The sequence below is a fragment of the Aggregatibacter aphrophilus ATCC 33389 genome, assembly GCF_900636915.1.
Lineage (GTDB): Bacteria > Pseudomonadota > Gammaproteobacteria > Enterobacterales > Pasteurellaceae > Aggregatibacter > Aggregatibacter aphrophilus.
Map to the genome: position 1 here is coordinate 2,150,994 of NZ_LR134327.1, position 25,694 is coordinate 2,176,687.

Below are 25,694 nucleotides of genomic sequence, written 5' to 3' on the forward strand. Positions count from 1 at the left end.
GTATTTAGGCAAAAGAAAAAGCGCGAACCTGCTTTCACAAATCCGTGCTTTCTCAAGGTTACTAAACTACGCTTTAGCCTGTGAGCGTTTCACTAAAACAGTGGAAAGGCTGAACGCCACAATAAAGGAAATGGCCATACCGATGCTGTACATGGCAAGACTGTCCGGTTTAATCGATGGAATACCTAAGAAACCTGCCGCACCAAGGGCGATTGCTTTTACGTTAAAGAAGGCAATGAACGCACTCGCCAGACCGGAGCCAACCATGGCTGCGATAAAGGCTTGGCGATAACGCAAGTTCACCCCGAACATGGCCGGCTCGGTAATACCAAGCAACGCAGAAATGCCGGAAGGAATGGCCAAGCCGCGAACTTTCGGATCTTTTAAGGCAAATGCCACGCCCAAACAGGCGGCGCCCTGCGCAATGTTAGACATTGCCGCAATTGGGAAAATAAAGGTACCGCCGGTGCGTGCCATTTCCGCTAATAATTGGGTTTCCACCGCAATGAAGGTTTGGTGCATACCGGTAATCACGATTGGTGCGTAGAAGGTACCGAAAATTGCACCGCCGATGAAACCTAATGTGTCATATAACCAGGTTAACCCTGCCGCGATTAATGAACCTGCTTCACGTCCGATTGGGCCGATGATGGTAAACGCCAAGAAGCCTGCGATAAACAAAGAAAATAACGGTGTGACCAAATTATCTAAATAAGACGGCACAAATTTACGAAACGTTTTTTCTAACGTTGCCAACACCCAAGCGGAAATTAAGGTTGGGATCACAGTGCCTTGATAGCCTACACGTTCAATTTCCAAACCAAACACATTCCAATATTGGATTTTGCCTTCTGCCAGAGTTAAAGCATAGTTCCAACCGTCAGCCAGTGCCGGGTGAACCAATAACATGCCTAATGCGGCCCCAAGGAATGGGTTACCACCAAACTTACGGGTGGCGGAAAAGCCAAGCAATACCGGCAAGAACACAAACGGTGCGTTCGCAATGGTATTAATGAAATCCACTAAATCTTTGAGTTCAGGATGCATGTCAATGACGCTGAGTTCATCCACAAAGAACCCTTTGGCGGTGAGCATGCTGTAAATACCCATCAACAAACCGCCTGCCACAATGGCCGGAATGATCGGTACGAAGATATCCGCTAAACCTTTCACCAAACGTTGCAACAAACCTTGGTTACCGCTCGCGGCGTCTGCCACTTCCGCTTTACTCACATCGCCGATACCGAGTAATTTAGTTAATTCAGCGTGGACTTTATTCACGGTACCGGAACCAAAAATAATTTGATATTGTCCTGCCACGGCAAACTGACCTTTAACACCTTCAATGTTATCAACACCTTCCTTGTCCACTTTGCTTTCGTCGTGTAATACAATACGCAAACGTGTGGCGCAATGTGCGGCGGTTGCAATATTCTCTTTTCCACCAAGTTTCTCAATGACTTGCTGCGCAATTTTAGGAAAGTTCATAGTCTTCTCCCGAAGTAGTAAATAATAGGTAGAATTCTAACTAAAAGGTTTTTGCTAAGCCAGTAGAATTTACTGCGTCATTCACTCATCCGCGCACTGAATACACCTTAAACTTATTATTTTTCGCCAATACCTCATGGTCGCCGAAATGTTGATCCAGCCAGTCGGCATAAGGCAAAAAGGCATTCGCCACAATGCGCAATTCACCACCGGTTTTAAGATGCCATTTTGCTTGTTTAATCAATTCGTTAACGGCAGTATAAGCGGTATCAATGCCATCATGAAACGGCGGGTTGGAGATGATCAGGTCAAATTTTCCTTCCACATGAGAAAACACATCACTTGCCAGCACCGTGCCTTGCAACTGATTTTCTCTCAACGTTCGCTGTGCCGATTCAAGTGCCATAGCGTGAATATCCGTCATCACAAGCTTAGTTTTCGGATGATGTTTTTGAATGTAACTCCCAATCACGCCTGCGCCACAACCGATATCCAGTACATCGCCCGACACATTTTTTAAGGTGGACAACAATAATGCGGTACCGCCATCCAGTTCGGCGGCGCTGAATACGCCCGGTAACGCATACACGGTGACATCGGCAAGTTGTGGGTGTTGGTAAGATTTCCAGAAGGAATTCAGCTCAAAGTGCGGTGGATTTTCTAGCTGAAAATGATAAAGACTACAACGGCGGGCAGAGTCGATTTTGTGAATATCGCCGAAGTCCGCAAGCATATTTTCGGCAGAACGTACGCCGCTACGATTTTCGCCGACAATGAGTATTTCTTGCCCCACCGGGCTTTTGGCGAGAATTTGCATTAATTGGAAATGGCATTCCTGCTTGTTCTTCGTCCAATAAAACAGGATCAAATCGGCTTGGCGTTGAAATTCGAGGGAAAAATCCACCGCACTTTGTTGCTTTTGATTTTCTCGGTTGGCGTAATCAAAATACCAACTCCAAGCACGAGCGTTAAAACCTTGGCGTCGTAAATCGGAAAGAAAATCATCGTTCACCGCGCCGGTAAGTAATAACGATTTTCCCGTTAAAAAATCCAAATGCCGTTCCAACACTTCGCTTTCTGCACAAATCACGCTATTAATCCTCTGCCTTATTGGTTAAAATGGGCGCCCATTATACTGGATTGAATTGATTTTAGATATGCAAGAAACGCGCCAACCTTACTCCCGTCGAGATGTATTACTGCAACAAATGGGCATCAGCCAATGGCAGCTCCATCGCCCTGATGTGTTGCTGGGCGCTATCAATATTGCCGTGCCGGAGCATATTCGTTTGATTATCGTCAGTCAGCAAAATCTGTTGCAGCAGCCTGTTGTGCAGGATGTGTTACGCAGCTTGACGCTTAATAGCAAGCAAGTATTAAACATCACGTTTGAGCAGCTTACTTATTTGCAAGTCAACCACGAAGTCAGTTATTGGTTGCTTTCTAAAAACACATCAAACAACGACCGCACTTTACCTTTCCAACAACCGTTAAATGTCTGGCAGTCTGATGATCTTGAGGAATTTAAACAAAATCCGCAGGCAAAGCGTCAATTTTGGCAAACCATTCAACAATCCCCTTCCATCAATGCCGAATAACAAGGATCTGTCGTGATAACCATTTCGCTGATTGAAGAACAAGACTTTGACGAACTTTATGCCATTGAGCAGGCGGCTCACGCCGTGCCTTGGAGTTTAGGCACGTTGAAAAATAACCAAGGCGAGCGTTATCTCAATTTAAAGATCCTCGAAGAAAATAAGATTTACGGGTTTGCTATTTGTCAGACCGTACTAGATGAAGCCACCTTATTTAATATTGCTATCGATCCGCAAAAACAAGGTTTGGGACTCGGACGACAACTCTTAAACGAACTCATCACCCAACTCAGACAAAAAGGCATTTTGACATTGTGGCTAGAAGTGCGCGAATCCAATAAAAAAGCCCTGGCGCTTTATGATTCGCTGGGCTTTAATCAGGTGGATATCCGCAAAAACTATTACCCCACTGTCGATGGCAAACGAGAAAATGCTGTGGTGATGGCTGCGTATTTATAAGGTTATTTTTCCTCCTTAATCGCTTGTAACATCGGCACAAACCACGCTTTCACCTGGTGATTTATCCAATTCAAATCTAATTCCTGCGTTTGCACCAACACGCGCTGCCAATATAAATCGCCACGGGAATAATCATCACCTTCGGCAATTTTGGTTAGCCGCGCAAAACATTGTTCAAAATCGACCGCACTTTCATTGGAAATCAGTTCCAAATACGCGTCAATGCCCGTTGTCGGAATCAGCTGTAATTGTGCATATCCGGCTAAATAGCTTTCGACATAAATTTGCAGTTGCGCAACGGCCTCCGGTTGAGGCACCACATGAAAAATCTCGCGTTTGTCCTTGCCTTGAAAAATGGATTCCGTCGGCTGTGGCTGCGTGGCGCATAACAATAGATGATACAGCCAGGCCTCAATGCGATCTTTGTCTTTCACTGTCGCCATACGCCAAGTTACCCGCTGTGAAGGTTCGTCATACAGGCGATCCACGTTACCTGCCAAGGTAATTTCACCGTTTTTGGTCGGCACCGCCAATTGAGCAAAAAGGCTATGCGGAGTTTGTGACACATAATCGATAATTTTCTCTTTAAACGCGTTCGTTTCCGCCAATAATTGATTGGCATACAAGGTAGCAAACTCACCGCGTGGCAGCACACCTTTCACTTTTTGGCGGGCAAAAAACGCATTTGTTTGGTCGCCATCAAACTCCACCAATTCCGCATGAATAGCGTATTTTTCCAAGGCGTTATCCAAGGCAAAATTTTCGCTATCGGCAATGCTTTCTTCCTGTTCGGAAAAATTAACGCCAAGACGACGCTCAAAGAAAAATTTCACCGGATTTTTTACAAAAGCCACCAAACGGGAAAATTCAATGTCGCGCTCTTCTTCCCAAGCATCGAAATCCATGGGTTGAATAAAATCTTGCAAGATTCGACCAGCTTGTGAATTGGCCAACGGTAGCCATTGTTGCGCAAAAGATTGACTAAAAGTGCGGTCGTTTTTTTCAAAGTTTTTTCGACTGAATGCCGTCATGCCATGTTGTTGCACCAGTAATGCCCGCCAATCTTTGCCTTTATCCGGCAGATTTTCTACGATGTAATCCAATAACTGGCTCACCAATACGGAGGGCTCACGTTCTTGATTATCAGAAATGGAACGTCCAATGTAACTGATGTACAAATATTCCTGCGCAGACAGCAGTGCTTCAAGGAACAAATAACGATCGTCATCACGGCGTGCACGATCGCCTTTGATGCGATGATATTGCATTAAATCAAAACTATTGGCTTGTTGTTGGCGAGGATACTCACCATCATTCATCCCTAACAAACACACCACTTTGAACGGAATAGAACGCATGGGTAATAAGGTGCAAAAATTCACTTTGCCCGCCAAAAAGCGATAGTGATTTGGGTTTTCTTCCAAAGCACTATTCATCACATCTGCCACAACATCAATGACTAAAGGTTGCTCAAAATGCACGTCCTGCAACTGTTCGGCAAATTGTTGAATCACGTCTTTTATATAAAACAAGGTTTCATTGGTTTCGGTTGTGACCGCAAAAAAATCATCTGCCAATGCCGTTAAATACTGTTGCCACTGTGTGATGTTGAAGGAATGCTGTAAGGTTTGATACCACGCAAACAAGCGTTCTATAAATTCCGACAATCGCCCGACTAACTGTCCTTTCAACCCAAAACTGTTATCTAACCCAAGGCTATCCTGCCAAATGCCGTTTTCCTCACGCAACGCATAACCAAGCAACATTCGCTCTAAGCCCGCCTGCCATGAATTATAATTGGTTTCGCCGTCGGCATTTTTCTCCAACCCAAAACGCACGCCCGCATTTTTTACCCAATCACGAATTTGAGCAAGATCCTGCAATTCAATGGCAAAACGTTCACGAATTGCCGGAATATCCAAAAACGCCAATACATCTTCCGCACTGAATGTACTTTCTTTTAGCTGTAGCAATGCTAAGAACCCGGCAATCAGCACATCATTTTCCGATAATTTGTTATCGGAAATAGAAAACGGAATGGCGCTGTTCGGTGCGCTGTTTTGCCCAAAGATCGCCTGAATATACGGCGTATATTTGTCAATATCCGCCACCATCACGATAATATCTTTCGGCGTAAGGTTTGGATCTGTTTGGAACAAATGCAATAAATAATCTTGTAAGGTTTCCACCTCGCGCATCACGCTATGGCAAGAATGGAAGGTTAAAGAGCGGTCATTTTCCACATAATTTAACGGTTCGGTGCCACTTGGCATTAAATGCAGAATCTGATGTTGTAATTGCGATAATAAATTACGCGGTGCAATCTCTACATAAGCTGAAATTTCCTGCGGTTCCAACTGTGTCAATAAATAAGAAAAATCCCGTCCCAATTTTCCCCATGAAGCCAATAATGGGTTCCCTACCTGTAATTTTTCCTGATCGTAAGTCACATCCCATTGTTGCTGCACAAACTCAACTTGCTCCGCCGACAGTAACGGTTTTTCCCGCTGATTGCGATAATCGGTGCGCCGACGCAACGCTAATTTTTCTACAAATGTCGGATCCACAATATCACCCCAATATTCCTCGCAAGGATTATTGAAGAACAAATGCACATCACAATATTGGCTAATCGCCTGAAATATTTCCAAATAGGCTTTTGGCAAGGCAGGAATACCGAAAATGAATAAGCGCTCGGGTAAAAAGAGCGGTCGATTTTCGCGGAGTTTTTCTAACAGTAACCGGTGTAAATGGGCGCGGTGTTGTACCAAATCCAACCCGGTATCGGTTTTTACCATTTGCACCAAAGCGCGCCACAATACGCCCTGCCATGTAATGTTCTGTTGAATCTGCGCCAGTAAACGATCATTATCAACGCTTAATTGGCTTTCGATTTGTTGGCAAATTTCAACATCCCGATGCTCTTCCCAAGCGCTAATCCAATCGGGGCGGTAAACTAAATATTGGTCGAATAAATCGGCGATTTTCCCTGCCAATTGGTAGAGTTTGAACTGTTCCGACTGCGCGGAATGCGCCAAATAATGCCGTAATGGTTGGAAATCAGGTTGATGTAAATAGGCAGGAATCAAGCGAATTAAGCGCCACATCATGGCATTTTTGTTGAATTGGTTGCTTTGAGATACATCAGGTAAATTATCGGCATAAAGCTGCCAAATAAAACTGGCGGGCATCGGGAAAGCAAAATTCGCCGCAATGCCTTTTTGCTCGGCTATTTGCAATTGTAACCATTGCGCCATGCCCGGGCTTTGCACTAAAACGATTTCCGATTGGAGCGAATTACTCAGCGGTTGACGTTGAATTAACTCAACCAGAATGCTTTTTTGTACCTCAAGCTGATTGGAATGATAAACGGTAAACACACAACCTCCGGGAATTCGCCAAATATAAATTGCGCTATTATAAACTAATTTCACCGCGAGGATATTTCACCGTCACCTGATTTTGCCGACAAACCACCTGAAAACGAATATGATTTTGGTAAATATCCCTTTCACAAGACAGACCAAGGAACTGGCGTTGCCGTTGATTTTCGGCAATTTGGATCCCTTGAAAACGTTGGTAAATTTCCACCGCACTTTTACGTTGTGCATTACCCCATTGGTTAAACGTGAGAAAAATACCGCTAAATAAACTTAATGCCACCAACAACGACAGCAAGCTCATGCCTTTCTGTCGAATAAAATTAAGGCGTGAAATCATACCAACTCTTCTCCGCTAAACGCCAACGGCTGTATTGTTGCACAATCTGTGTTGCAACGGATTTTGAATAAGTCACTTTGATATTTTCATCTAAAGTTAATCGCCCTTTCGTAATAATCGAACCGCTAATTTTGCCTTGACCGCGAATATGTAAATCGCCTTCGGCGACAATCACCGCATTCACGTTTTTGTCAATCTCCCATTCGGTTTCACCTACACCAAACCAATACAATGCTACAGAGGGAGACTTAGCTAAGATTAACGGTGGCGACTGCAGTTGTTGACGAAAAAGTGCAAGCCCCGCTTCGGAAATAAACTGATCAAACAATTTTTCATGATTGTTTCGCACCAGCTGTTTTTGAAACAATTTATCCCGGCGGCACCACACATAATGCCTCACGCCATCAACGAATCGATTGTTATCCAAGCGGAATGTCAATAAAAACGTATCGCCGCTTTCCTGCGTGGAAAGCTGTTCGCAACGCGCATTTTTCTCCGTAAAGCTGAGATGTTGCAAGGTTAGATGTTGTTCCGCATATAAATGTCGCTGAGAGGCAATGGATGAATACAAACGAAGTAAATCATCGTTAAATAGCATGGCAAGAAGCAAAACACCACTGAGCAACACCAACAAGGTGATTGTCATCATGCCGCGTTGAGCCTTTATCATGGTACTCCTCCGTTTAATAACGGCACAACGATAGCGGTTTCGTAGATAATTTTTTTATTCTGCTTTAAATTCCCAATTAAACGCACTTCAATGCCTTTTTGTTCCGCCAGCCAATCAAAGGTTAAATGAGAGATTTCATATTCTTTATCATCTAACAAATCCACCCAACCACCGTGATTACAGGCAGATTGTTGGGTATAGCGTTGGCAATCTTCTAAACTGCAATTTTGTTTCACCGCACTTTTATACGTTAAACGGGTTTCCAGCATTTTTTTATTGAGCCGATAACCGAATAATTCGCGTTCAATTTCTTTGGTTGCATTTCGCCCATTCGCCAGACAAGTATCGCCTTTATATTGCCCTCCCACACAACCGTTAACATCAAGATCATAAAAAAATACAACACAACTGTTGTTTTTCTCTGCATTCATTTGAGCGATAGTAATTGCAGACGGCTGATTCGGTTGTTCAAATAAGGACAAGTTATCTTTTGTTAACTTCTCGCTCACTGCCCGAAAACCGGTACGCGCCAAATCTTTTCCCATAAGCTGAACAACGCGTTGTAACTCCGTTTGTAACTGCAAACGTAAAAGAATCTCCTGATTCTGTTGCTGATGTTGACTATAAAACTGCAAAATTACCAAGAGTAAAAACGAAGAAAGCGACACCGAAAGCATTAAGCTCACCAAACTTTGTCCCGAATAGTATTTTTGTTTTAACCTAATTCTATTCTTCATCATTAACACAGGCGCTTAAGGATTGGTTATCTTTTAACTTCAAACTACCCACATTAAAAAATGAAAATAGGGTTCGTTGATGATTCGCTTGTAACACAAAACAGGCTGTTGACGCCGTGTTCCGAATACCACTCAAACGGGTAAATTCAAAAGGATAGTAACGCTTGCTGATTAATATGGTGTCTTCAAATGTAGGATAGTAAAAATGTGCGGAAACCTCTTGCGGGCAATGCTGCGGGTTGAGGCAATCACATAATTTGTCACTCTTAATTTGAGCAGTGAGGCACCAACGTTGCGTCATTTGATGGCGATTCGCAATTAAAAACCAAATGTCGGATGAATTTTCCACTCTAGCCTGAATTTGACGCAAAAAGATATACAGCTTTTGTTGTTCTTTCTGCAAAATATTTTGCTGACGATGCTGCTGCCATGCGGGAAGCGACAATGTGAGCAATACACTTATTATCAGCAGGGCGATTAAGATTTCTAACAGGGTAAATCCCTTTTGCATAAACGTTCCTTTTTTTGACCGCACTTTAATCAGACTAAGAATAAAAAGGAATGCTCAAGGAGAGTTTTTGCGATCCGGATCGCAAAACATAAAAATTTGTAAGAGAAATAAATTAGGAGTAATACAAAATTACAACATAAAGATATCTAAAGTGATTAACTAGACAGTAGGGATAGTTGGTGGGTCGTATAGGATTCGAACCTATGACCAATGGATTAAGAGTCCACTGCTCTACCAGACTAAGCTAACGACCCATTTGGGAAATACAGCTTTAAATTGGTGGGTCGTGAAGGATTCGAACCTTCGACCAACGGATTAAAAGTCCGCTGCTCTACCGACTGAGCTAACGACCCAAGTAACATTTAACAACGAGCGCTTATAATACTGATTTTAATTTAATAATCAATAAAAAATTTTGTTTTTTTACTTATTTGCCTGAATACTCATCAGGAACTATGAGTATTATATCAATAAAGTGTGCTCAAAAAAATTCATTGAATTTTGACTATCGGTTTTGATAAGAGTCTCTAGACCAATGAGAGAATAGTGGTAAAAGAATAGTTACACTATTTCTAAAAATAACACTCACATACATAAAAACAAAAAAACCAGGTAGAATCCCGGTTTTTTTGTACGATACTGTAAATTAGTATGCTAACACTGCACGACGGTTTTTAGAGTATACAGCTTCATCATGTCCTAACTCAGCTGGTTTTTCTTCACCGTAAGAAACGGTAGAGATTTGGCCAGCTTGAACACCTTTAGAAGTTAGGTAATTTTGTACGGCATGCGCACGGCGTTCACCTAATGCCATGTTGTATTCTGGTGTACCACGTTCATCGGTATGACCTTCAACACGTACACTTGTTGCTGGAGTTGCGTTTAAGTATGCAGCGTGAGCATCTAAGATTTGAACATATTCGCCTTGAATATCGTATTTATCGAAACCGAATAATACGGTGTTATAACGTTGTTGCAAATCTTGAACGGAATAGCCGCCAAAAGTTTGGCCGTTGCTGCCATTACCGTTCTCAGTTTTGTTGGAAGATCCACAAGCTGCTAGCACAGCTACTGAACCAGCAACTAATAGTGCTTTAGTCAATTTATTCATTGATTTCTCCTTGTTTATTTAGTTAAGTATGGTGACCAAGCTGGAAATTTCACTTGTCCATCATTTCCAGGTAAACGTGCTTTAAAGCGTCCGTCAGCGGATACTAATTGTAGCACCTTTCCTAAGCCCTGGGTAGAACTATAAATAATCATAATACCATTCGGTGAAATACTCGGGCTTTCGTCTAAGAAAGTTGAGCTTAGCACTTCAGCGCTGCCGGATGCCAAGTCTTTTTTCACGATGTTATTACTTCCATCGATCATTACTAAGGTACTACCATCTGAGCTGATTTGACCACTGCCGCGTCCACCGACTAAAGACGCACCGCCACCGGATGCACTCATACGATAAACTTGCGGAGAGCCGCCTCTATCGGATGTGAACACGATTGATTGACCGTCAGGCGACCAAGATGGTTCAGTATTATTGCCGGCACCACTGGTTAACTGAGAAACCTGTCCACTACCCAAATTTATTACATAAATATTCAATACACCGTCTTTTGAAGAGGCAAATGCCAATCTCGAACCATCCGGAGAAAATGCCGGCGCACCATTATGGCCAGGGAATGAAGCAACAACTTTACGAGCCATAGACCCAAGATCTTGTAAAATAATTTGTGCTTTTTTGTTTTCAAAAGAAACATAAGCTAATTTTTTACCATCTGGAGACCATGCTGGAGACATAAACGGTTGAGAGCTTCTATTTACAATAAATTGGTTGAAACCATCATAATCGGATACGCGGACTTCATAAGGTTGAGAACCACCATTTTTTTGCACAACATATGCAATACGGGTTCTAAATGCTCCTTTAATACCAGTTAACTTTTCAAACGACTCATCACTTACAGTGTGGGCACCATAACGAAGCCATTTTGGGGTTACAGTATATTGATTCTGAGAAAGAATTGAACCAGCACTTCCCATAGTATCAACCAACTGATATGCGATATCAAAACCACCATTTGATGGCGTTACCTGTCCTACAATAACAGCTTCAATACCTTGTGCTGACCAAACTTCAGGATTCACTTCCGCAGCTGAAGTCGGTTGTTGAGGCATTTTGCTAACTTGCATCGGATTGAATTTTCCACTATTACGCAAATCATCGGAAATAATCTTTGCAATATCTGCCGGTGCGCTTCCTGGGCCATTCCACTTAAATGGGACTACTGCGATTGGACGGGCAGAATCCATCACCTCATCAATCACAATACGAACCTCCGCTCGGGAAACTGAAGTTAACCCAAATAGCATAATAAATAAGCTAAAAATTCGAATAACTACTTTCATTTGTTCTCCTATTGTTTAAAAAATACGATAAAAAACTACCGCACTTTTCTTGGGTCAAAACCTAAAGTAAAACTTTTAAACATTTCATATTCTTCCGGTGTTGGTGCTCTGCGCATTTTCTTTGTTTGCTCAATTGCATTCAATGCAGCGGCACATAAATCATTTGGGCCGGATTTTTTCGCATAAGACAAAATGGTCCCGTCGCTAGCAAGTTCCATTCTAATATCGCAAACTTTACCGATGAAACGAGTGTCTCCTCGGAAATACGGTTTGACAGAAGAATAAATCACGCCGGCATAAGCCGAGCCTGTTTTACCACCATCCCCCGCACCCATGGAAGCTCCGTAGCCTTGACTTCCTGTTTTATTAGCATTTCCACCTTGTGTTGCACTACCGCCACCGACATCGCCACCATTAAAGAAATCATCCAATGCATTTTGATCTGCTTTACGTTGAGCATCAGCTTTAGCCTTCGCGTCTGCCTCCGCTTTGGCTTTCGCGTCAGCTTTCGCCTTCGCATCCGCTTTTGCTTTCGCATCAGCCTTAGCTTTCGCTTCTGCATCCGCTTTTGCTTTAGCCTCTGCATCAGCTTTGGCCTTCGCATCCGCTTTTGCTTTTGCATCGGCTTCTGCTTTCGCTTTGGCGTCAGCCTCTGCTTTTGCCTTGGCCTCCGCATCAGCTTTTGCCTTAGCTTCTTGTTTTGCTTTCTCAATGGCCGCAGCTTTCGCTTTGGCTTCTTCTTCCGCCTGTTTAGCTGCTGCAGCCAAACGTTTTGCTTCAGCTTCTGCTTTTAATTTAGCAGCCTCAGCAGCTTGTTTAGCCTTGGCTTCCTCTGCCTGTTTTTGTTTCTCGAGAGCTTCTAAGCGAGCTTTTTCTTCCTGTTGTTTTTTCTGTTCAGCTAACAGTTTTTGTTTTTCCTGTTCTTTCTGTTGCTCTAATTCTTTTTGTCGAGCAATTTCTTCTTGGCGCTGTTTCTCTTTTAGAGCTTCTTGTTGTTTTTGTTCTTCCTGCTTTTGTTCTTCCCGTTTTTTATCTTCCAACGCTTGTTTTTTCTGCTTTTCGGCTTGACCTTTTTTCTGCTGTTGAATTCGGCCCCATTCTTGCGCTGCTGAACCGGTATCAACCATTACCGCACCAATCACTTCGCCGTCATCACCTTCACCGCCTCCCATAATATCAATATTATGATAGAGCGAACTCAAGATTAATAACCCAAACAAAGCCACGTGCATTATGATCGAAATCACAACTGCATTAGCATCACCTTTTTGTCGCTTATTCTGCACAATGGTTACCTATTTTCATTAAATTGGATTCGTCATTAATCCAACTGACTTAATTCCGGCGAGATGAAGTAAATTAAGTGCTTTAATTACTTCTTCATAAGGTACTTCTTTGGCACCGCCAACTAAGAACATTGTATTGTTATCTTTATCAAACTCTTGTTTTGATAATTGGGTAACCATATCTTCAGTTAAATTTTCCGTACGATTTCCACCAATTGAAATGGCATATTGACCAACACCCGACACTTCTAAAATAACCGGTGTTTTGTCTTCGGTAGAAATGTTTTGACTTTGCACTGCATCAGGCAGTTCAACTTCTACACTTTGACTGATAATAGGCGCAGTAGCCATAAAAATTAAAACCAATACCAAAAGCACATCCAAAAATGGAACAATATTGATTTCAGATTTCATATCACGACGCTGGCGACGATAAGACATATCCACCTTCTAAATTTATAAAACTTCTAAAATACTATTCGTTGATTGGCAACACCAATCTTTAAATCTACTAGATTTTGTGACCGCACTTTTTACATAAAGTGCGGTTAATAAATTTGGCGTTTAGTTATGATGATTTTTACCGAATACTTGACGATGCAAGATGGTCGTAAATTCATCAATAAAATTACCGTAATTTTGTTCAAGTTTATTCACCCGTAAACTTAAACGGTTATAAGCCATTACAGCAGGAATCGCTGCGAACAAACCAATTGCGGTTGCAATCAACGCTTCGGCGATACCCGGTGCCACCATTTGTAATGTTGCTTGTTTCGCGCCACTTAACGACATAAATGCATGCATGATCCCCCATACGGTGCCGAATAAGCCAATATAAGGACTAATGGAAGCCACGGTCGCCAAGAACGGAACACGGGTTTCAATATCTTCAATTTCACGGTTCATGGAAAGATTCATCGCACGGGTGCTACCTTTAATAATCGCTTCCGGCGCATCAGGATTGGCTTGTTTCAAACGGGAAAATTCTTTGAAACCGACATAGAAAATCTGTTCACTACCGCTTAAACCATCGCGGCGGTTAGATAAGCCTTCGTACAATTTATTTAAATCCTCACCGGACCAAAAGCGATCTTCAAACGCCATTGATTCTTTTAATGCTTTAGTCAACACACGGCTACGTTGGATAATGATTGCCCAAGATGTGATTGAAAAAATAATTAAAATTAAAATCACCAATTGAACAACGATACTGGCTTTTAGAAACAAATCTAAAAAGTTTAATTCTGCAGTCATTACATACTCCGAAAACAACTTATTTATAGTTAACTGACAAGGGTTGTCTTGATTACCTTTGGAATTGCAACAGGTTTCATTTTTCCAAGATCAACATAGGCTACCTTCACGGTAGCCTGACATAACGTTAATTCATCCCGATTAATTGTTTGGGAGAAAATAATCGAGGCACCTTTTATTTCCGTAACAATGGTTTCAATATGTAATAAATCATCCAATTTGGCCGGAATGCGGTAATCAATATGCATAGATTTCACCACAAAAGCCCCTTTTTCTTCCTTTAACAATTCCTGTTGGGAAAAATTAAATGTTCTTAAATATTCCGTTCTAGCACGCTCTAAAAAATGCAAATAGCGTGCGTGGTAAACTACTCCGCCCGCATCCGTATCTTCATAATAAACACGGGCAGAATAATGAAAAACATGCTGTTCCAAATTAACTTCCTTACCTTCTGGGAATTTAGAATACAGGAAGTTGGCTATTTTAGAGCGCCTCAAAATGATTAGCAAGCCTGAAATCGTGCTTATTAAGAAATATTAACCTATTGATTTTAAGTCAATAGGTTATTAAACAAACTAATTATGCCAGCAACATAACCTACCCATGGCATAAAAATGGTTCGCCAAATCATAGTACGGATCTCAAAACCAATACCATGAATCCATAAGACAACAGTTCCCCAAATTAGTGCAAAAACATAATAAAATTCTACCGCTCTTAATTGGGTTGCAAACTGATTTACGTTAAAAAAGAAAAAAATTGTTAACGTTAGAGCCAAAATAAATGAAAGGGTTCGTAACGAACCCTTATTTGTTAATTGGTATAGTGAGTTAATCATTTAACTACTCGTCAAATTTTCCTGTTTTTTCGATGCTGATAGTGACAACTACACTTAGCATAATTGCTAACAAAACACCCAATACCCAGACTACATAAAACATACTATCTCCTTAATATAATGAGTTTTTGTTTTCTTCGATGAAGCTACTATCAATTCGACCAAACATTTTATAGTAAGCCCAAATTGTGTAAGAAAGCAAAATCACTACAAAGAATAATGCTAAGAAGAACATCAAGGTTAAGGTTAATTTACTTGATGTAGCGTCCCACATTAACAAACTCATTCCCGGATTGGAAATTGAAGGCAAGACAAATGGGAACATTGCAATAGTTGCCGTTAAAATAACACCTGCCATAGTTAATGCAGAGAACAAGAAGGCAAAACCACAACGATTCGCTTTAGAAAAGACAATATTAAGTAAAGCACTGCCTACTGCTAACACAGGGAATAACCATAAAATTGGCATTTCTTTATAATTGTTAAACCATGCGCCGGCTTGCACAGCCACTTCTTTACCAATTGGGTTAGATGGGGCGTTATGATCAATAACACTGGTCACTACAAAACCATCTTTGAAAAATAGCCACACACCGGCAAAAACAAACATGATTAATGTCGCAAATGCTCCTACTTGAGAAATCGTACGCGCACGTTCACGTAACTCCGCTGTAGTCTTCATTTGTAACCAGTTAGCACCATGCGTTGTTAACATAGTAAAGCTGATAACACCACAAAGTAAGGCAAACGGATTTAATAATTCAAAGAATGTACCGGTATATTGCGGTTGCTGTAACTCATTAAACTCAAACGGAACACCTTGCAACAAATTACCAAATGCCACACCGAAAACTAAGGACGGTACAAACCCACCGATAAATAACCCAAAATCCCAAGCTTTACGCCAAGTTGGGCTATCAATTTTAGCGCGATATTCAAACCCCACCGGGCGGAAGAATAATGCAGCCAAGACTAAAATCATTGCGATGAAAAAGCCGGAGAATGATGTTGCATAAACCGTCGGCCATGCAGCAAACATCGCACCGCCAGCAGTAAGCAACCAAACCTGGTTACCATCCCAATGTGGAGCGATAGTATTGATCATAATGCGTTTTTCCACTTCTTTTTTACCAGTAAATGGTAATAAGTTTAAAACACCCATATCAAAACCATCGGTAACGACAAATCCAATAAGCAATACGCAAACTAGGATCCACCATACAAAACGTAGAAATTCATAATCAAACATAGTTAAGCTCCTGCCTATTTAGAGGATTGTTCGAAATAATAACGGCCGGTTTTTAATGCACTTGGACCCAATCTTCCGTATTTAAACGTTAAGTACATTTCTACGACGAGGAATAAGGTATATAACGCACAAATCAAACCGATAGAGAACCACAAATCGCCCGGCGCAAGCTTGGAAGCAGAAACACCTACCGGCAATACTTCATAAATCGCCCAAGGCTGACGACCATATTCCGCCAAAAACCAACCGCACTCAATACCAATCCACGGCAGTGGCAACCCCCACAATAATGCTTTTAATAATAACGGACGACTGCCTACGGTTTTACGAACATTCTGTACAAAGGCAAGCAACATTAGCAGTAAAATCGCACCACCGGTAGCCATCATCACACGGAAAGACCAGAATGTCGGTGCTACTTTAGGAATTGTATCTGCTGCTGCCTGTTTAATTTGTTCTTCAGTAGCATCAACCACGTTATCGGTATAACGTTTTAGCAATAAGCCGAAACCTAAATCTTTTTGTACTTTATCAAATTTCGCTTTTGTTTCTTCACTTGCCTGACCGTTTGCCTTTTTCTCCGCTCTCAGTTGTTGCAATAAGGCATAGGCTTGGATACCACTACGCACACGTTCAAGATTACGTTCTTGCAAATCGATCAAACCACTGAATTGTTTGTCAAATGAACGGGTAACAATAATCCCTGCTACATATGGAATTTGCAAGGAGAAATCATTTTTCTGCTCTGCTTGATTTGCAACAATAATCATATTCCAGGCAGCCGGAGCTGGCTGGGTATGCCATTCGCCTTCCATCGCAGCCAACTTAGTCGGCTGTGCGTAGCCGATTTCATAACCGGATTCGTCCCCCACGATTAACACAGAAACCACAGAGATAATACCGAAAGTAGAAGCAACAGAGAAGGAACGTTTGGCAAAACCAATATCGCGACCTTTCAGTAAATAGTAGGAGCTGATTGCTAATACAAAGAATGCAGCGGAAACATAACCGGCGGATAAAGTATGTAAGAATTTACTTTGCGCAATCGGATTTAACCACAAATCCATGAAACTGGTCATTTCCATCCGCATGGTTTCAAAGTTAAATTCGGAACCGACCGGAGACTGCATCCAGCCGTTTGCCACTAGAATCCACATGGCGGAAAGATTTGAACCGAATGCAACACAGTAAGTTGCCAAAAGGTGTTTACCTTTACTTAAACGATCCCATCCAAAAAAGAAAAGACCGACAAAAGTAGATTCCAAAAAAAAGGCTAACAACGCTTCAATGGCAAGAGGTGCGCCGAAAATATCTCCCACATAATGAGAATAATATGACCAGTTAGTGCCGAATTCAAATTCCATTGTAACGCCGGTGGTTACGCCCAGCGCAAAGTTAATACCAAATAACTTACCCCAGAATTTGGTCATATCTTTATAAACTTCTTTATTTGTGACGACATAAAGTGTTTCCATGATAACCAACAGAAAAGTCATCCCTAACGTTAATGGCACAAATATGAAGTGATATAATGCAGTTAAAGCAAACTGCAGTCTTGAGAGTTCAACAACGTCTAACATCTCGACTCCTTGTAAAGGATACAAGTCCTTAAATTTTATGATTACTGAGTAACCACCCCATAAACTCAAAAATGTTTTGAATTTGCATATAGAATTATCTTTATAATGACCACTTCTTGCAGTTGTTTGAGTCGATTATTACATAGATAACCCAAGTAACTTGTGTATTCTACTACTAAATATAGGGATAAAGAATAGTAAAATTGTTATACAAGTCACATTTTTGTGAACTAAATCAAAAATAACCCCAAATAAGTAATTTTAGTTAAATTGATAGATGTCAAATTGCATTTCTAATTAACAAACTCATAACATTTATTCCACTTTTATCATACAAAAATCAAAAAATATAAAAAACTCTAGACATCAATAAGAGATTCTGATAGCTTCATGCGAGATTTATGGACTATAACTTGAACAATTGAAAGGCTTTCAAATGACAAAAAAAATAACTCAAATTCTGACCGCACTTTTTTCAATAATGGCGGTTATGAGTTTTTCTAATATGGTCGGCGCCACAGAAACCGTCAAAGAAAAAAACATAAAAACAGCGGTTGAAATGCCAAAGCAATGTAAAGATTTATTTAGCGAAACTGAAAATTTGATTGCCGAAGCAGAAAAACAGCCTGGCACACATCCCCAAGTTAATAAAATCAGAAGCAAGCTTAACCAAAGCAAAAAGCAAATCCTAGAAATGGAATTAGCAACACAGATTAAAAGCTGTGATGTTGCGTTAGCTAAATTGAATAGTATGAAACAACAGCAACAACAAACGCAATAATTTCTAACAGAACAAATAAAAGGCTTATTGATTTTCAATAAGCCTTTTATTTGTTCTATCATGTAATCTTTTCAACACCAAAATGGCGATATGTTGTTAGTGTCGCAATTCGCCCTCTTGGTGTTCGTTGCAAAAAGCCTTGCTGAATTAAATAAGGCTCGAGCACATCTTCAATAGTATCTCTCTCTTCACCAATCGCTGCAGCCAAGTTATCCAACCCAACCGGCCCACCATCAAAGCGCTCTAACACAGCCATCAATAATTTTCTATCCAAATAATCAAACCCTGCGTCATCAATATCCAACATTGCTAATGCCGCTTTGGCAATTTCTTCTGTAATCATGCCATTGTTACGTACATCAGCATAATCTCGCACGCGGCGTAGTAACCGATTAGCAATACGCGGCGTGCCACGAGAGCGGCGGGCAATTTCGTAAGCGGCGGCATCATCAATTTTAAGCTGTAAACAGACCGCACTTCTATACACAATTGAGGTTAAATCCGACACAGAATAAAACTCTAAACGCTGCACAATACCAAAACGATCACGTAGCGGCGATGTTAAAGAACCTGCGCGGGTTGTTGCACCGATTAATGTAAAGGGCGGCAAATCTAGCTTAATCGAACGGGCAGCTGGACCTTCACCAATCATAATGTCCAATTGATAGTCTTCCATAGCTGGGTAAAGAACCTCTTCGATCGCCGGTGAAAGACGATGAATTTCATCAATAAATAACACATCATGTGGCTCAAGATTTGTTAACATTGCTGCTAAGTCACCCGCCTTTTCCAATACTGGGCCTGAGGTTGTACGAATATTGACCCCCATTTCATTGGCGACAATATTGGCTAATGTGGTTTTTCCGAGCCCTGGCGGCCCAAAAATTAATAAATGATCTAGAGCGTCTTGGCGTAATTTAGCCGCTTTAATAAAAATTTCCATTTGCTCACAAACTTGTGGCTGTCCCACATAATCTGCCAACAATTTTGGACGAATGGCACGATCAATGACATCTTCATCTAATTTCGCGGTGGCACTGATAATTCTATCTGCTTCAATCATCTTGGCTATCTCTAATTACAATGCTGCTTTCAATGCTTCGCGAATTAATTGCTCACTGGAAAGCTCCGGTTTGGAGACTTTTTTCACCATCTTTTCAGCATCCAATGGTTTATAACCCAAGGCTATCAATGCAGCTACTGCTTCATTTGAAGGTTCAATTGTCGCTACGGTTTCAGCATTAACACTTGGCAAGTGGTCGCCCTGTACAAAGAAATCATGGGTTTTCACTTCTTTAAATTTACCTTTTAATTCAACCAACAAGCGTTCTGCCGTTTTCTTACCAATCCCCGGAATTTTAACTAAACGGGATAATTCCTCGCGCTCAATGGCATAGGCAAACTCATCCACTGACATCGCGGACAAAATCGCCAACGCCAGCTTCGGCCCCACGCCATTGGTTTTGATGAGTTCACGAAATAAAGTGCGGTCGGTTTTTTGCGAAAATCCAAAAAGCAAATGGGCGTCTTCTCGCACCACCAAATGCGTAAATAAACTGGTTTGCTTGCCCACCTCCGGCAAGTTGTAGAAACTGGTCATAGGCAATAAAAGTTCATACCCTACGCCTTGCACATCCAATAAAATTTCCGGAGGTTGTTTTTCCATTAAAATGCCGGTTAAATGGCCGATCATAAGTATCCTGATGACTGAGTAAAAAATTGAGCTTAGGATAAAATAAAACTGGATAAATATCCAGTTAAATTTTTAATCGAAATCGCCCTCGGCTATATCTAGTACGCAAAAGTGCGGTCACTTTTTCTTGCGTTTTGTGCTGATTTACCGCACCGGCGACATGGAAAGAATGTTGTATGGAATGGGCGTGCGTAATGGCAATGGCCAAAGCATCTGCGGCATCTGCCTGTGGTTTATCGGAAAGGTTGAGAATACGCATCACCATATCCTGTACTTGAATTTTATCTGCCGAGCCAATTCCTACGACAGTTTGTTTAATTAAACGCGCAGCATATTCAAATACCGGCAAATCATGATTTACCGCCGCAACAATAGCAGTACCTCGCGCCTGCCCCAGTTTCAAGGCAGAATCGGCATTTTTTGCCATAAATACCTGTTCAATGACAAACATATCCGGCTGAAATTGCGTAATAATTTCCGTCACCCCCGCATAAATACGCTTTAAACGGGTTGGTAAATCATCCACTTGAGTGCGAATAGCGCCGCTGCCTAAATATTCCAATTGGCGGCCATGTTGTCGAATCACTCCATATCCTGTCACGCGCGAACCAGGATCAATACCTAAAATAATCGTCATAGTCTATGGAATAAAATAAACGGCTAGAATATCTAGCCGTTTTAATCTAAATAAGATTCTATTGATTTGCTTTAGCTGTGGCTTTAGCATTAATAGAACAATTTTTTGCTAAAATCTTATCTGATTTTTTACCCTTCTGTGTCAACATTACCGCATCAACTTCAGTCGTATTGTCCAAAGTGAAACCGGTATCTACATTCCAAGTATATTTATCGGAAGCAAAAGATGTGAAATCTTTTTGTGCTGTATCACGTTGTAACCCTTCGGCAATAACCTTTTTACCTAAAGAAACTTGAGCTTCAACCGCTTCTTTACCCTCAAACTGATACACAACCTTCACAGGTTTTTTACCGCAAGAATAAACAACTGTTTTCTCAGATTTAACTATCGGCTCTTCTTTTTTAGCAGAGTTTGAACAAGCAGCCAAAACGGCGACAACTGCGATAGCTGATAATGTTTTAACTAATTTCATAAATGCTCCTTCTATAGCATTGCTGCGACTTCATCGCTAATTTCACCATTGTGATAGACGTTTTGTACATCATCACAGTCTTCCAACATATCAATTAAACGAAGTAACTTCGGCGCGGTTTCCGCATCCAAATCCACTGTCGTTGATGGAATCATTGTTATTTCTGCGCTTTCGATTTTAAAGCCCGCAGCCTCTATGGCATCACGCACGGAGCCTAGATCTTCCCACGCAGTATAAATTTCAAAAGAACTGTCATCTTGAGGCTGAACATCATCTGCGCCACCTTCAATCGCAGCTTCCATTAATGCATCTTCATCGGCTTGATTCACTAAAATCAATCCTTTCTTGCTGAAAAGATAACCGACGGAACCTTCGGTACCTAAGTTACCACCACATTTAGTAAAACTTGGACGAACTTGAGAAATGGTACGGTTGGCATTATCACTTAAACATTCAACCATAACCGCCGTACCACCCGGACCATAACCTTCATAAACGCGGGTTTCCATATTAGTATCATCGCCACCACCGACTCCTCGTTCAATAGCACGGTTAATCGTATCCCGGGTCATGTTATTACTTAAGGCTTTATCTACTGCCGCGCGTAAACGAGGATTAGCACTGACATCACCACCACCAATTTTTGCCGCTGTAACTAATTCACGGATTAATTTTGTAAAGATTTTACCGCGTTGTGCGTCTTGTGCGGCTTTACGGTGTTTAATATTTGCCCATTTACTGTGGCCTGCCATGTTGTTTTCCTTCTAACGTAGAGTGCAACTTTCTGCACCTTAATTTATATAATGAAACTAGGGCAATAATTGCCCCTATAATAAATATTTTCTAATTGCTTCCGCATTATTTGGAGATTTTGTCATTTGAATCGCTCGAGCCGGCGAAACCCATTGAAACGCGAGATGTTCGGTCAATTCAGGCGTAAATTCCTGCTCCACTGCCAATAAAAACCAATGCTCTCGACAATGGGTGACATCCGGTGCGTATTTATAGCGGAAATGCGGAAAAATTTCAAATTCTATACGCTCATCACAATCAAAAAGTGCGGTCGATTTTGCTTCTATTTCTAACCGCACCTCCTCCCACAATTCACGAATTGCAGTTTCAGTGGGGGTTTCATCCATCTCTAGAGAGCCAGTTACCGATTGCCAAAAATCTGGGTCATCCCGTCGTTGTAACATCAGTACCCGTCGTGTATCTTCCGCATAAATGACAATGAGAACGGATTGGTTATTTTTATATTTCAATTAGCCAGCTCTTAATATCCACCTTAACCATTAAGCACCTTTCCAAGCAAAAAAGTGATTGGCAGAAGAATGATACAAACAAATAATATTAATAATAGAAAATGCAACACTGACTAACGTAATTTGCATATCTTCAAAAAGAACATACCCCAGTACATTAAGAACAATGCACCAAGCAATAAAAATCTCTCTTGACCAGCGTTGCCCACGAAGAATCATATTATTCAAATAAACAACTAAAATAAATAAGGTTAAGATAAGGCAAAATTAAGGCTAACTAGTCTCCCATACTAATGAAAGATGTCCCGATAGCCAAAATCACTAAAGTAAGAACCAAAGCGATAAGATAATTAATGGCGATATTTGCCCAACAAATAATAGGAATAGATATAGGTCTTTTCATATATCAATCTTATTCTAAATTAACCTATGACTTACGTGCTATCGCGGATAAAACGATTTTGCAACATCAGGAAAAAACAACCCTACCCAATCCATTTCATGAGTAAATTTACTGAGATTAATCTATTCGTCTTCCTTGCCTGTTTTAACAACTTGAATACTTAACTCTGTCAAAGCTTGCGGATTCGCAAAACTTGGGGCTTCAGTCATTAAACAAGCCGCTGCTGTTGTTTTCGGGAATGCAATCACATCACGGATATTTTCAGTGCCCGTTAAGAGCATAGTTAAACGATCTAAACCAAATGCCAAACCTGCATGCGGAGGTGTACCGAATTTTAATGCATCTAACAAGAAGCCGAATTTTTCGCGTTGTTCTTGTTCATTAATACCAAGAATACGGAACACGGTTTGTTGCATTTTCGGGTCGAAAATACGGACAGAACCACCACCCACTTCGTAACCGTTAATGACCATATCGTAAGCATTCGCTACCGCATCAGTGGGTTCTGCTTCTAATTGTTCCGGCGTAAAATCTTTTGGTGAGGTAAATGGGTGATGCATTGCAGCAAGGTTGCCTTCATCATCACGCTCAAACATGGGGAAATCAATCACCCAAAGCGGTTGCCATTCGTCTAAACGGGTTAAGCCAAGGTCGCGACCTAATTTCAAACGCAATGCGCCCATTGCATCTGTCGTAGTTTGCCATTTATCTGCGCCAAAGAATAAAATATCACCAGTTTGTGCTTTAACACGCTCAGCTAACGCTTTCCACACATTTTCATTTAAGAATTTTGCAATCGGGCTTTGTACGCCTTCAAGACCGGCATTAATATCGTTCACTTTCGCCCAAGCCAAACCTTTCGCACCGTAAATACCAACAAATTGTGTATATTCATCAATTTGTTTACGGGTAATTTCAGCACCATTTGGTACACGAATTACGGCAACACGGCCGTTTGGATTGTTTGCCGGCTCATTAAATACTTTAAATTCAACATTTTTAACAATATCTGCCACATCGACCAATTCAAGCGGGTTACGCAAATCCGGTTTATCCGAACCGAAACGAGTCATTGCTTCTTGCCAGGTCATCACCAGGAATTTGCCCAAATCGGCACCTAAAATATGCTGCCACAAACCGTGCACCATACGTTCCATGATTTCACGTACCTCCGGCGCGGTTAAGAACGAAGTTTCCACATCAATCTGCGTGAATTCCGGCTGACGATCCGCGCGTAAATCTTCATCGCGGAAGCATTTCACGATTTGATAATAACGATCAAAACCGGACATCATCAAAAGCTGTTTAAAAAGCTGCGGCGATTGCGGAAGCGCGTAGAATTTGCCTTTATGCACACGGCTTGGCACAAGATAGTCGCGCGCGCCTTCCGGGGTGGCTTTAGTGAGCATCGGCGTTTCAATATCCAAGAAACCGTTGTCGTCCATAAAGCGGCGCACAAAACCAGTGATTTTCGCGCGGGTTTTCAAATGCTGCGCCATTTCAGGACGACGTAAATCCAAATAACGATATTTTAGGCGTTGTTCTTCAGTATTGTTTTGGTTGAAATCGAGCGGTAACACATCGGAAGCATTGTAAATTTTCAACACTTTTGCCAACACTTCCACTTCACCGGTCGCCATATTTTTGTTGATTTGATTATCCGGACGGGCAATGACTTCGCCTTGAATTTTAATACAAAATTCGTTACGCAAACCCGCAGCGGCGGTTAAGGCTTCTTGATATTTCGGATCAAAACACACTTGCACGATGCCTTCACGATCGCGCATATCAATAAAAATTAAACCACCTAAATCACGGCGACGATGAACCCATCCGCTTAAGGTTATTTCTTGACCAATATTGGTACGATTTAACGCACCGCAATAATGTGAACGCATCATTTTTATACCTCATTTTGATAAATCTATTTAGTATGCGAAAAAGTATAGTAACTTAAAATACCTATCAATAAAAATTATATTTCTTATTATAAGAGATATTATACTATAGTCATTATCAGCTTCTTACATGAGTTATACTCATAGAACGATAAAATAAACATAACCCTTTGTTATCACACGACATATCACTTAAAAAGGATAGCCTTTATGTTACTTATTAACATTTTCTTTGCGTTAGCTCTATTATTACGATTTTATACTTTATCTATTTCAATCAGAAATGAAAAAAATTTACTAAAAAAAGGCGCCATACAATATGGAAAGAAAAATTCAATTGCCTTATCAGTAGTACATATTTTATTCTATCTTTCATGTATTACTGAAGCCAATTACAATCAAGTTATTTTTAATAAAGAATCTCAGATTGGATTAATAATCTTGATTTTCTCTCTTATAATGCTATTTTACGTAATCTATCAACTAAAAGAAATTTGGACTGTAAAAGTTTACATCTTGCCTAATCATAAGATAAATACTTCATTTATATTCAAATATTTTAGACATCCTAATTATTTTCTGAATATCATTCCCGAATTAATTGGTTTAAGCTTACTATGCCAAGCTAAACTAACTGCCATGTTTATATTACCTTTATACATGATCATCTTAGCTATCCGTATTATGCAAGAAGAAAAGGCGATGAAATGCTTGTTTAAAGAAAATCATAATATCTAAATCTATATATTCTATAT

General features: G+C 40.9%; 29 protein-coding genes and 2 tRNA genes. 4 read left to right on the top strand and 27 right to left on the bottom strand.

Annotated features, from left to right (window positions below; all coding sequences use genetic code 11):
* Positions 1–66 precede the first annotated feature (66 nt).
* Together EL144_RS10280 and rsmC are read right to left on the bottom strand one after the other, a co-directional pair.
* A complete protein-coding gene (locus EL144_RS10280) occupies positions 67–1,488 on the bottom strand; it encodes a sucrose-specific PTS transporter subunit IIBC (RefSeq protein WP_050332784.1) in 1,422 nt (473 codons plus the stop codon).
* Between the two features lie 85 nt (positions 1,489–1,573).
* Complete coding sequence (gene rsmC, locus EL144_RS10285; protein ID WP_005703808.1) at positions 1,574–2,578, bottom strand: 16S rRNA (guanine(1207)-N(2))-methyltransferase RsmC; 1,005 nt, start codon at positions 2,576–2,578, stop codon at positions 1,574–1,576.
* 67 nt (positions 2,579–2,645) lie between these two features.
* Here rsmC and EL144_RS10290 point away from each other — a divergent pair, with 67 nt between their 5' ends.
* Together EL144_RS10290 and rimI are read left to right on the top strand one after the other, a co-directional pair.
* Positions 2,646–3,086, top strand: a complete 441-nt coding sequence (locus tag EL144_RS10290) for a DNA polymerase III subunit psi (protein ID WP_032995248.1) — start codon at positions 2,646–2,648, stop codon at positions 3,084–3,086.
* A gap of 12 nt (positions 3,087–3,098) precedes the next feature.
* On the top strand, positions 3,099–3,542 hold the full coding sequence (gene rimI, locus EL144_RS10295) for a ribosomal protein S18-alanine N-acetyltransferase (RefSeq protein WP_005703805.1): 444 nt from the start codon (positions 3,099–3,101) through the stop codon (positions 3,540–3,542).
* Between the two features lie 2 nt (positions 3,543–3,544).
* Here rimI and recC read toward each other — a convergent pair whose 3' ends face one another.
* The 17 genes from recC to EL144_RS10380 form a co-directional block, all read right to left on the bottom strand.
* Complete coding sequence (gene recC, locus EL144_RS10300; RefSeq protein WP_050332837.1) at positions 3,545–6,922, bottom strand: exodeoxyribonuclease V subunit gamma; 3,378 nt, start codon at positions 6,920–6,922, stop codon at positions 3,545–3,547.
* 37 nt (positions 6,923–6,959) lie between these two features.
* Positions 6,960–7,262, bottom strand: a complete 303-nt coding sequence (locus tag EL144_RS10305; protein WP_032995153.1) for a DUF5374 domain-containing protein — start codon at positions 7,260–7,262, stop codon at positions 6,960–6,962.
* A complete protein-coding gene (locus EL144_RS10310) occupies positions 7,246–7,932 on the bottom strand; it encodes a DUF2572 family protein (RefSeq protein WP_005703801.1) in 687 nt (228 codons plus the stop codon). Before EL144_RS10310 ends, EL144_RS10305 begins: the two co-directional genes overlap by 17 nt.
* On the bottom strand, positions 7,929–8,672 hold the full coding sequence (locus EL144_RS10315) for a PulJ/GspJ family protein (protein WP_032995151.1): 744 nt from the start codon (positions 8,670–8,672) through the stop codon (positions 7,929–7,931). The genes EL144_RS10310 and EL144_RS10315 overlap by 4 nt, the downstream gene beginning before the upstream one ends.
* A complete protein-coding gene (locus EL144_RS10320; RefSeq protein ID WP_005701128.1) occupies positions 8,659–9,180 on the bottom strand; it encodes a prepilin-type N-terminal cleavage/methylation domain-containing protein in 522 nt (173 codons plus the stop codon). The genes EL144_RS10315 and EL144_RS10320 overlap by 14 nt, the downstream gene beginning before the upstream one ends.
* Before the next feature lie 177 nt (positions 9,181–9,357).
* A tRNA-Lys gene (locus EL144_RS10325) sits at positions 9,358–9,434 on the bottom strand.
* Positions 9,435–9,457: 23 nt separating this feature from the next.
* Positions 9,458–9,533 (bottom strand) — tRNA-Lys (locus tag EL144_RS10330).
* 293 nt (positions 9,534–9,826) lie between these two features.
* Positions 9,827–10,291 carry a peptidoglycan-associated lipoprotein Pal gene (gene pal, locus EL144_RS10335; RefSeq protein WP_005703799.1) on the bottom strand — a complete coding sequence of 155 codons (465 nt, stop codon included), beginning with the start codon at positions 10,289–10,291 and terminating at the stop codon, positions 9,827–9,829.
* Positions 10,292–10,305: 14 nt separating this feature from the next.
* Entirely contained in the window at positions 10,306–11,586 is a 1,281-nt protein-coding gene (gene tolB / locus EL144_RS10340; protein ID WP_050332782.1) for a Tol-Pal system beta propeller repeat protein TolB, read from the bottom strand.
* A 35-nt stretch (positions 11,587–11,621) separates the two neighbouring features.
* Complete coding sequence (gene tolA / locus EL144_RS10345; protein ID WP_050332778.1) at positions 11,622–12,872, bottom strand: cell envelope integrity protein TolA; 1,251 nt, start codon at positions 12,870–12,872, stop codon at positions 11,622–11,624.
* 18 nt (positions 12,873–12,890) lie between these two features.
* The gene (gene tolR, locus EL144_RS10350) at positions 12,891–13,313 is read right to left on the bottom strand and encodes a colicin uptake protein TolR (protein WP_032995149.1); all 423 of its coding nucleotides are present in this window, start codon (positions 13,311–13,313) and stop codon (positions 12,891–12,893) included.
* A gap of 123 nt (positions 13,314–13,436) precedes the next feature.
* Positions 13,437–14,126, bottom strand: coding sequence for a protein TolQ (gene tolQ / locus EL144_RS10355; RefSeq protein ID WP_005701134.1), 690 nt, complete (start codon positions 14,124–14,126; stop codon positions 13,437–13,439).
* A 29-nt stretch (positions 14,127–14,155) separates the two neighbouring features.
* Complete coding sequence (gene ybgC / locus EL144_RS10360) at positions 14,156–14,560, bottom strand: tol-pal system-associated acyl-CoA thioesterase (protein WP_005703794.1); 405 nt, start codon at positions 14,558–14,560, stop codon at positions 14,156–14,158.
* Between the two features lie 116 nt (positions 14,561–14,676).
* Entirely contained in the window at positions 14,677–14,964 is a 288-nt protein-coding gene (ybgE, locus tag EL144_RS10365) for a cyd operon protein YbgE (protein WP_005701136.1), read from the bottom strand.
* Between the two features lie 4 nt (positions 14,965–14,968).
* A complete protein-coding gene (locus tag EL144_RS10370) occupies positions 14,969–15,067 on the bottom strand; it encodes a CydX/CbdX family cytochrome bd oxidase small subunit (RefSeq protein WP_005701137.1) in 99 nt (32 codons plus the stop codon).
* A gap of 9 nt (positions 15,068–15,076) precedes the next feature.
* Entirely contained in the window at positions 15,077–16,213 is a 1,137-nt protein-coding gene (cydB, locus tag EL144_RS10375; protein ID WP_005701138.1) for a cytochrome d ubiquinol oxidase subunit II, read from the bottom strand.
* 14 nt (positions 16,214–16,227) lie between these two features.
* Positions 16,228–17,793, bottom strand: coding sequence for a cytochrome ubiquinol oxidase subunit I (locus tag EL144_RS10380; RefSeq protein ID WP_005703793.1), 1,566 nt, complete (start codon positions 17,791–17,793; stop codon positions 16,228–16,230).
* Between the two features lie 505 nt (positions 17,794–18,298).
* Here EL144_RS10380 and EL144_RS10385 point away from each other — a divergent pair.
* Positions 18,299–18,574: a DUF5339 domain-containing protein gene (locus EL144_RS10385; RefSeq protein WP_407923679.1), complete on the top strand. Its 276-nt coding sequence runs from the start codon at positions 18,299–18,301 to the stop codon at positions 18,572–18,574.
* 58 nt (positions 18,575–18,632) lie between these two features.
* On the opposite strand, the gene ruvB is transcribed toward EL144_RS10385, so the two are convergent.
* The 8 genes from ruvB to aspS all read right to left on the bottom strand — a co-directional run bounded on the left by ruvB (position 18,633) and on the right by aspS (position 24,942).
* Positions 18,633–19,637, bottom strand: coding sequence for a Holliday junction branch migration DNA helicase RuvB (gene ruvB, locus EL144_RS10390; protein WP_005703790.1), 1,005 nt, complete (start codon positions 19,635–19,637; stop codon positions 18,633–18,635).
* A gap of 15 nt (positions 19,638–19,652) precedes the next feature.
* Positions 19,653–20,267 carry a Holliday junction branch migration protein RuvA gene (gene ruvA, locus EL144_RS10395; RefSeq protein ID WP_005701145.1) on the bottom strand — a complete coding sequence of 205 codons (615 nt, stop codon included), beginning with the start codon at positions 20,265–20,267 and terminating at the stop codon, positions 19,653–19,655.
* Positions 20,268–20,331: 64 nt separating this feature from the next.
* The gene (ruvC, locus tag EL144_RS10400) at positions 20,332–20,904 is read right to left on the bottom strand and encodes a crossover junction endodeoxyribonuclease RuvC (protein ID WP_005701148.1); all 573 of its coding nucleotides are present in this window, start codon (positions 20,902–20,904) and stop codon (positions 20,332–20,334) included.
* Positions 20,905–20,962: 58 nt separating this feature from the next.
* Positions 20,963–21,376 (bottom strand): hypothetical protein, encoded by a 414-nt coding sequence (locus EL144_RS10405; RefSeq protein WP_005701150.1) that lies wholly within the window; start codon positions 21,374–21,376, stop codon positions 20,963–20,965.
* A gap of 11 nt (positions 21,377–21,387) precedes the next feature.
* Positions 21,388–22,128, bottom strand: a complete 741-nt coding sequence (locus EL144_RS10410) for a YebC/PmpR family DNA-binding transcriptional regulator (protein ID WP_005703789.1) — start codon at positions 22,126–22,128, stop codon at positions 21,388–21,390.
* Between the two features lie 75 nt (positions 22,129–22,203).
* The gene (gene nudB / locus EL144_RS10415; RefSeq protein ID WP_005701153.1) at positions 22,204–22,638 is read right to left on the bottom strand and encodes a dihydroneopterin triphosphate diphosphatase; all 435 of its coding nucleotides are present in this window, start codon (positions 22,636–22,638) and stop codon (positions 22,204–22,206) included.
* Between the two features lie 30 nt (positions 22,639–22,668).
* Positions 22,669–22,857 carry a hypothetical protein gene (locus tag EL144_RS10420; protein WP_005703788.1) on the bottom strand — a complete coding sequence of 63 codons (189 nt, stop codon included), beginning with the start codon at positions 22,855–22,857 and terminating at the stop codon, positions 22,669–22,671.
* Positions 22,858–23,163: 306 nt separating this feature from the next.
* On the bottom strand, positions 23,164–24,942 hold the full coding sequence (gene aspS / locus EL144_RS10425; RefSeq protein ID WP_005703786.1) for an aspartate--tRNA ligase: 1,779 nt from the start codon (positions 24,940–24,942) through the stop codon (positions 23,164–23,166).
* Positions 24,943–25,149: 207 nt separating this feature from the next.
* Between aspS and EL144_RS10430 the strand changes: the two genes are divergently transcribed.
* Complete coding sequence (locus EL144_RS10430; RefSeq protein ID WP_005539902.1) at positions 25,150–25,677, top strand: isoprenylcysteine carboxyl methyltransferase family protein; 528 nt, start codon at positions 25,150–25,152, stop codon at positions 25,675–25,677.
* The last annotated feature ends 17 nt before the right edge of the window (positions 25,678–25,694 follow it).

What these genes read in the sequence shown, in the direction of transcription:
- ybgE (WP_005701136.1), bottom strand. Translation starts at nt 14,964, where the DNA reads ATGATTAACTCACTATACCAATTAACAAATAAGGGTTCGTTACGAACC.
- ruvA (WP_005701145.1), bottom strand. Translation starts at nt 20,267, where the DNA reads ATGATCGGCCATTTAACCGGCATTTTAATGGAAAAACAACCTCCGGAA.
- EL144_RS10290 (WP_032995248.1), top strand. Translation starts at nt 2,646, where the DNA reads ATGCAAGAAACGCGCCAACCTTACTCCCGTCGAGATGTATTACTGCAA.
- tolB (WP_050332782.1), bottom strand. Translation starts at nt 11,586, where the DNA reads ATGAAAGTAGTTATTCGAATTTTTAGCTTATTTATTATGCTATTTGGG.
- EL144_RS10320 (WP_005701128.1), bottom strand. Translation starts at nt 9,180, where the DNA reads ATGCAAAAGGGATTTACCCTGTTAGAAATCTTAATCGCCCTGCTGATA.
- EL144_RS10380 (WP_005703793.1), bottom strand. Translation starts at nt 17,793, where the DNA reads ATGTTAGACGTTGTTGAACTCTCAAGACTGCAGTTTGCTTTAACTGCA.
- EL144_RS10310 (WP_005703801.1), bottom strand. Translation starts at nt 7,932, where the DNA reads ATGATAAAGGCTCAACGCGGCATGATGACAATCACCTTGTTGGTGTTG.
- EL144_RS10410 (WP_005703789.1), bottom strand. Translation starts at nt 22,128, where the DNA reads ATGGCAGGCCACAGTAAATGGGCAAATATTAAACACCGTAAAGCCGCA.
- tolQ (WP_005701134.1), bottom strand. Translation starts at nt 14,126, where the DNA reads ATGACTGCAGAATTAAACTTTTTAGATTTGTTTCTAAAAGCCAGTATC.
- cydB (WP_005701138.1), bottom strand. Translation starts at nt 16,213, where the DNA reads ATGTTTGATTATGAATTTCTACGTTTTGTATGGTGGATCCTAGTTTGC.
- EL144_RS10405 (WP_005701150.1), bottom strand. Translation starts at nt 21,376, where the DNA reads ATGAAATTAGTTAAAACATTATCAGCTATCGCAGTTGTCGCCGTTTTG.
- EL144_RS10420 (WP_005703788.1), bottom strand. Translation starts at nt 22,857, where the DNA reads ATGATTCTTCGTGGGCAACGCTGGTCAAGAGAGATTTTTATTGCTTGG.
- EL144_RS10430 (WP_005539902.1), top strand. Translation starts at nt 25,150, where the DNA reads ATGTTACTTATTAACATTTTCTTTGCGTTAGCTCTATTATTACGATTT.
- ruvC (WP_005701148.1), bottom strand. Translation starts at nt 20,904, where the DNA reads ATGACGATTATTTTAGGTATTGATCCTGGTTCGCGCGTGACAGGATAT.
- pal (WP_005703799.1), bottom strand. Translation starts at nt 10,291, where the DNA reads ATGAATAAATTGACTAAAGCACTATTAGTTGCTGGTTCAGTAGCTGTG.
- EL144_RS10305 (WP_032995153.1), bottom strand. Translation starts at nt 7,262, where the DNA reads ATGATTTCACGCCTTAATTTTATTCGACAGAAAGGCATGAGCTTGCTG.
- EL144_RS10315 (WP_032995151.1), bottom strand. Translation starts at nt 8,672, where the DNA reads ATGATGAAGAATAGAATTAGGTTAAAACAAAAATACTATTCGGGACAA.
- ruvB (WP_005703790.1), bottom strand. Translation starts at nt 19,637, where the DNA reads ATGATTGAAGCAGATAGAATTATCAGTGCCACCGCGAAATTAGATGAA.
- EL144_RS10385 (WP_407923679.1), top strand. Translation starts at nt 18,299, where the DNA reads ATGGTCGGCGCCACAGAAACCGTCAAAGAAAAAAACATAAAAACAGCG.
- aspS (WP_005703786.1), bottom strand. Translation starts at nt 24,942, where the DNA reads ATGATGCGTTCACATTATTGCGGTGCGTTAAATCGTACCAATATTGGT.
- tolR (WP_032995149.1), bottom strand. Translation starts at nt 13,313, where the DNA reads ATGTCTTATCGTCGCCAGCGTCGTGATATGAAATCTGAAATCAATATT.
- EL144_RS10370 (WP_005701137.1), bottom strand. Translation starts at nt 15,067, where the DNA reads ATGTTTTATGTAGTCTGGGTATTGGGTGTTTTGTTAGCAATTATGCTA.
- EL144_RS10280 (WP_050332784.1), bottom strand. Translation starts at nt 1,488, where the DNA reads ATGAACTTTCCTAAAATTGCGCAGCAAGTCATTGAGAAACTTGGTGGA.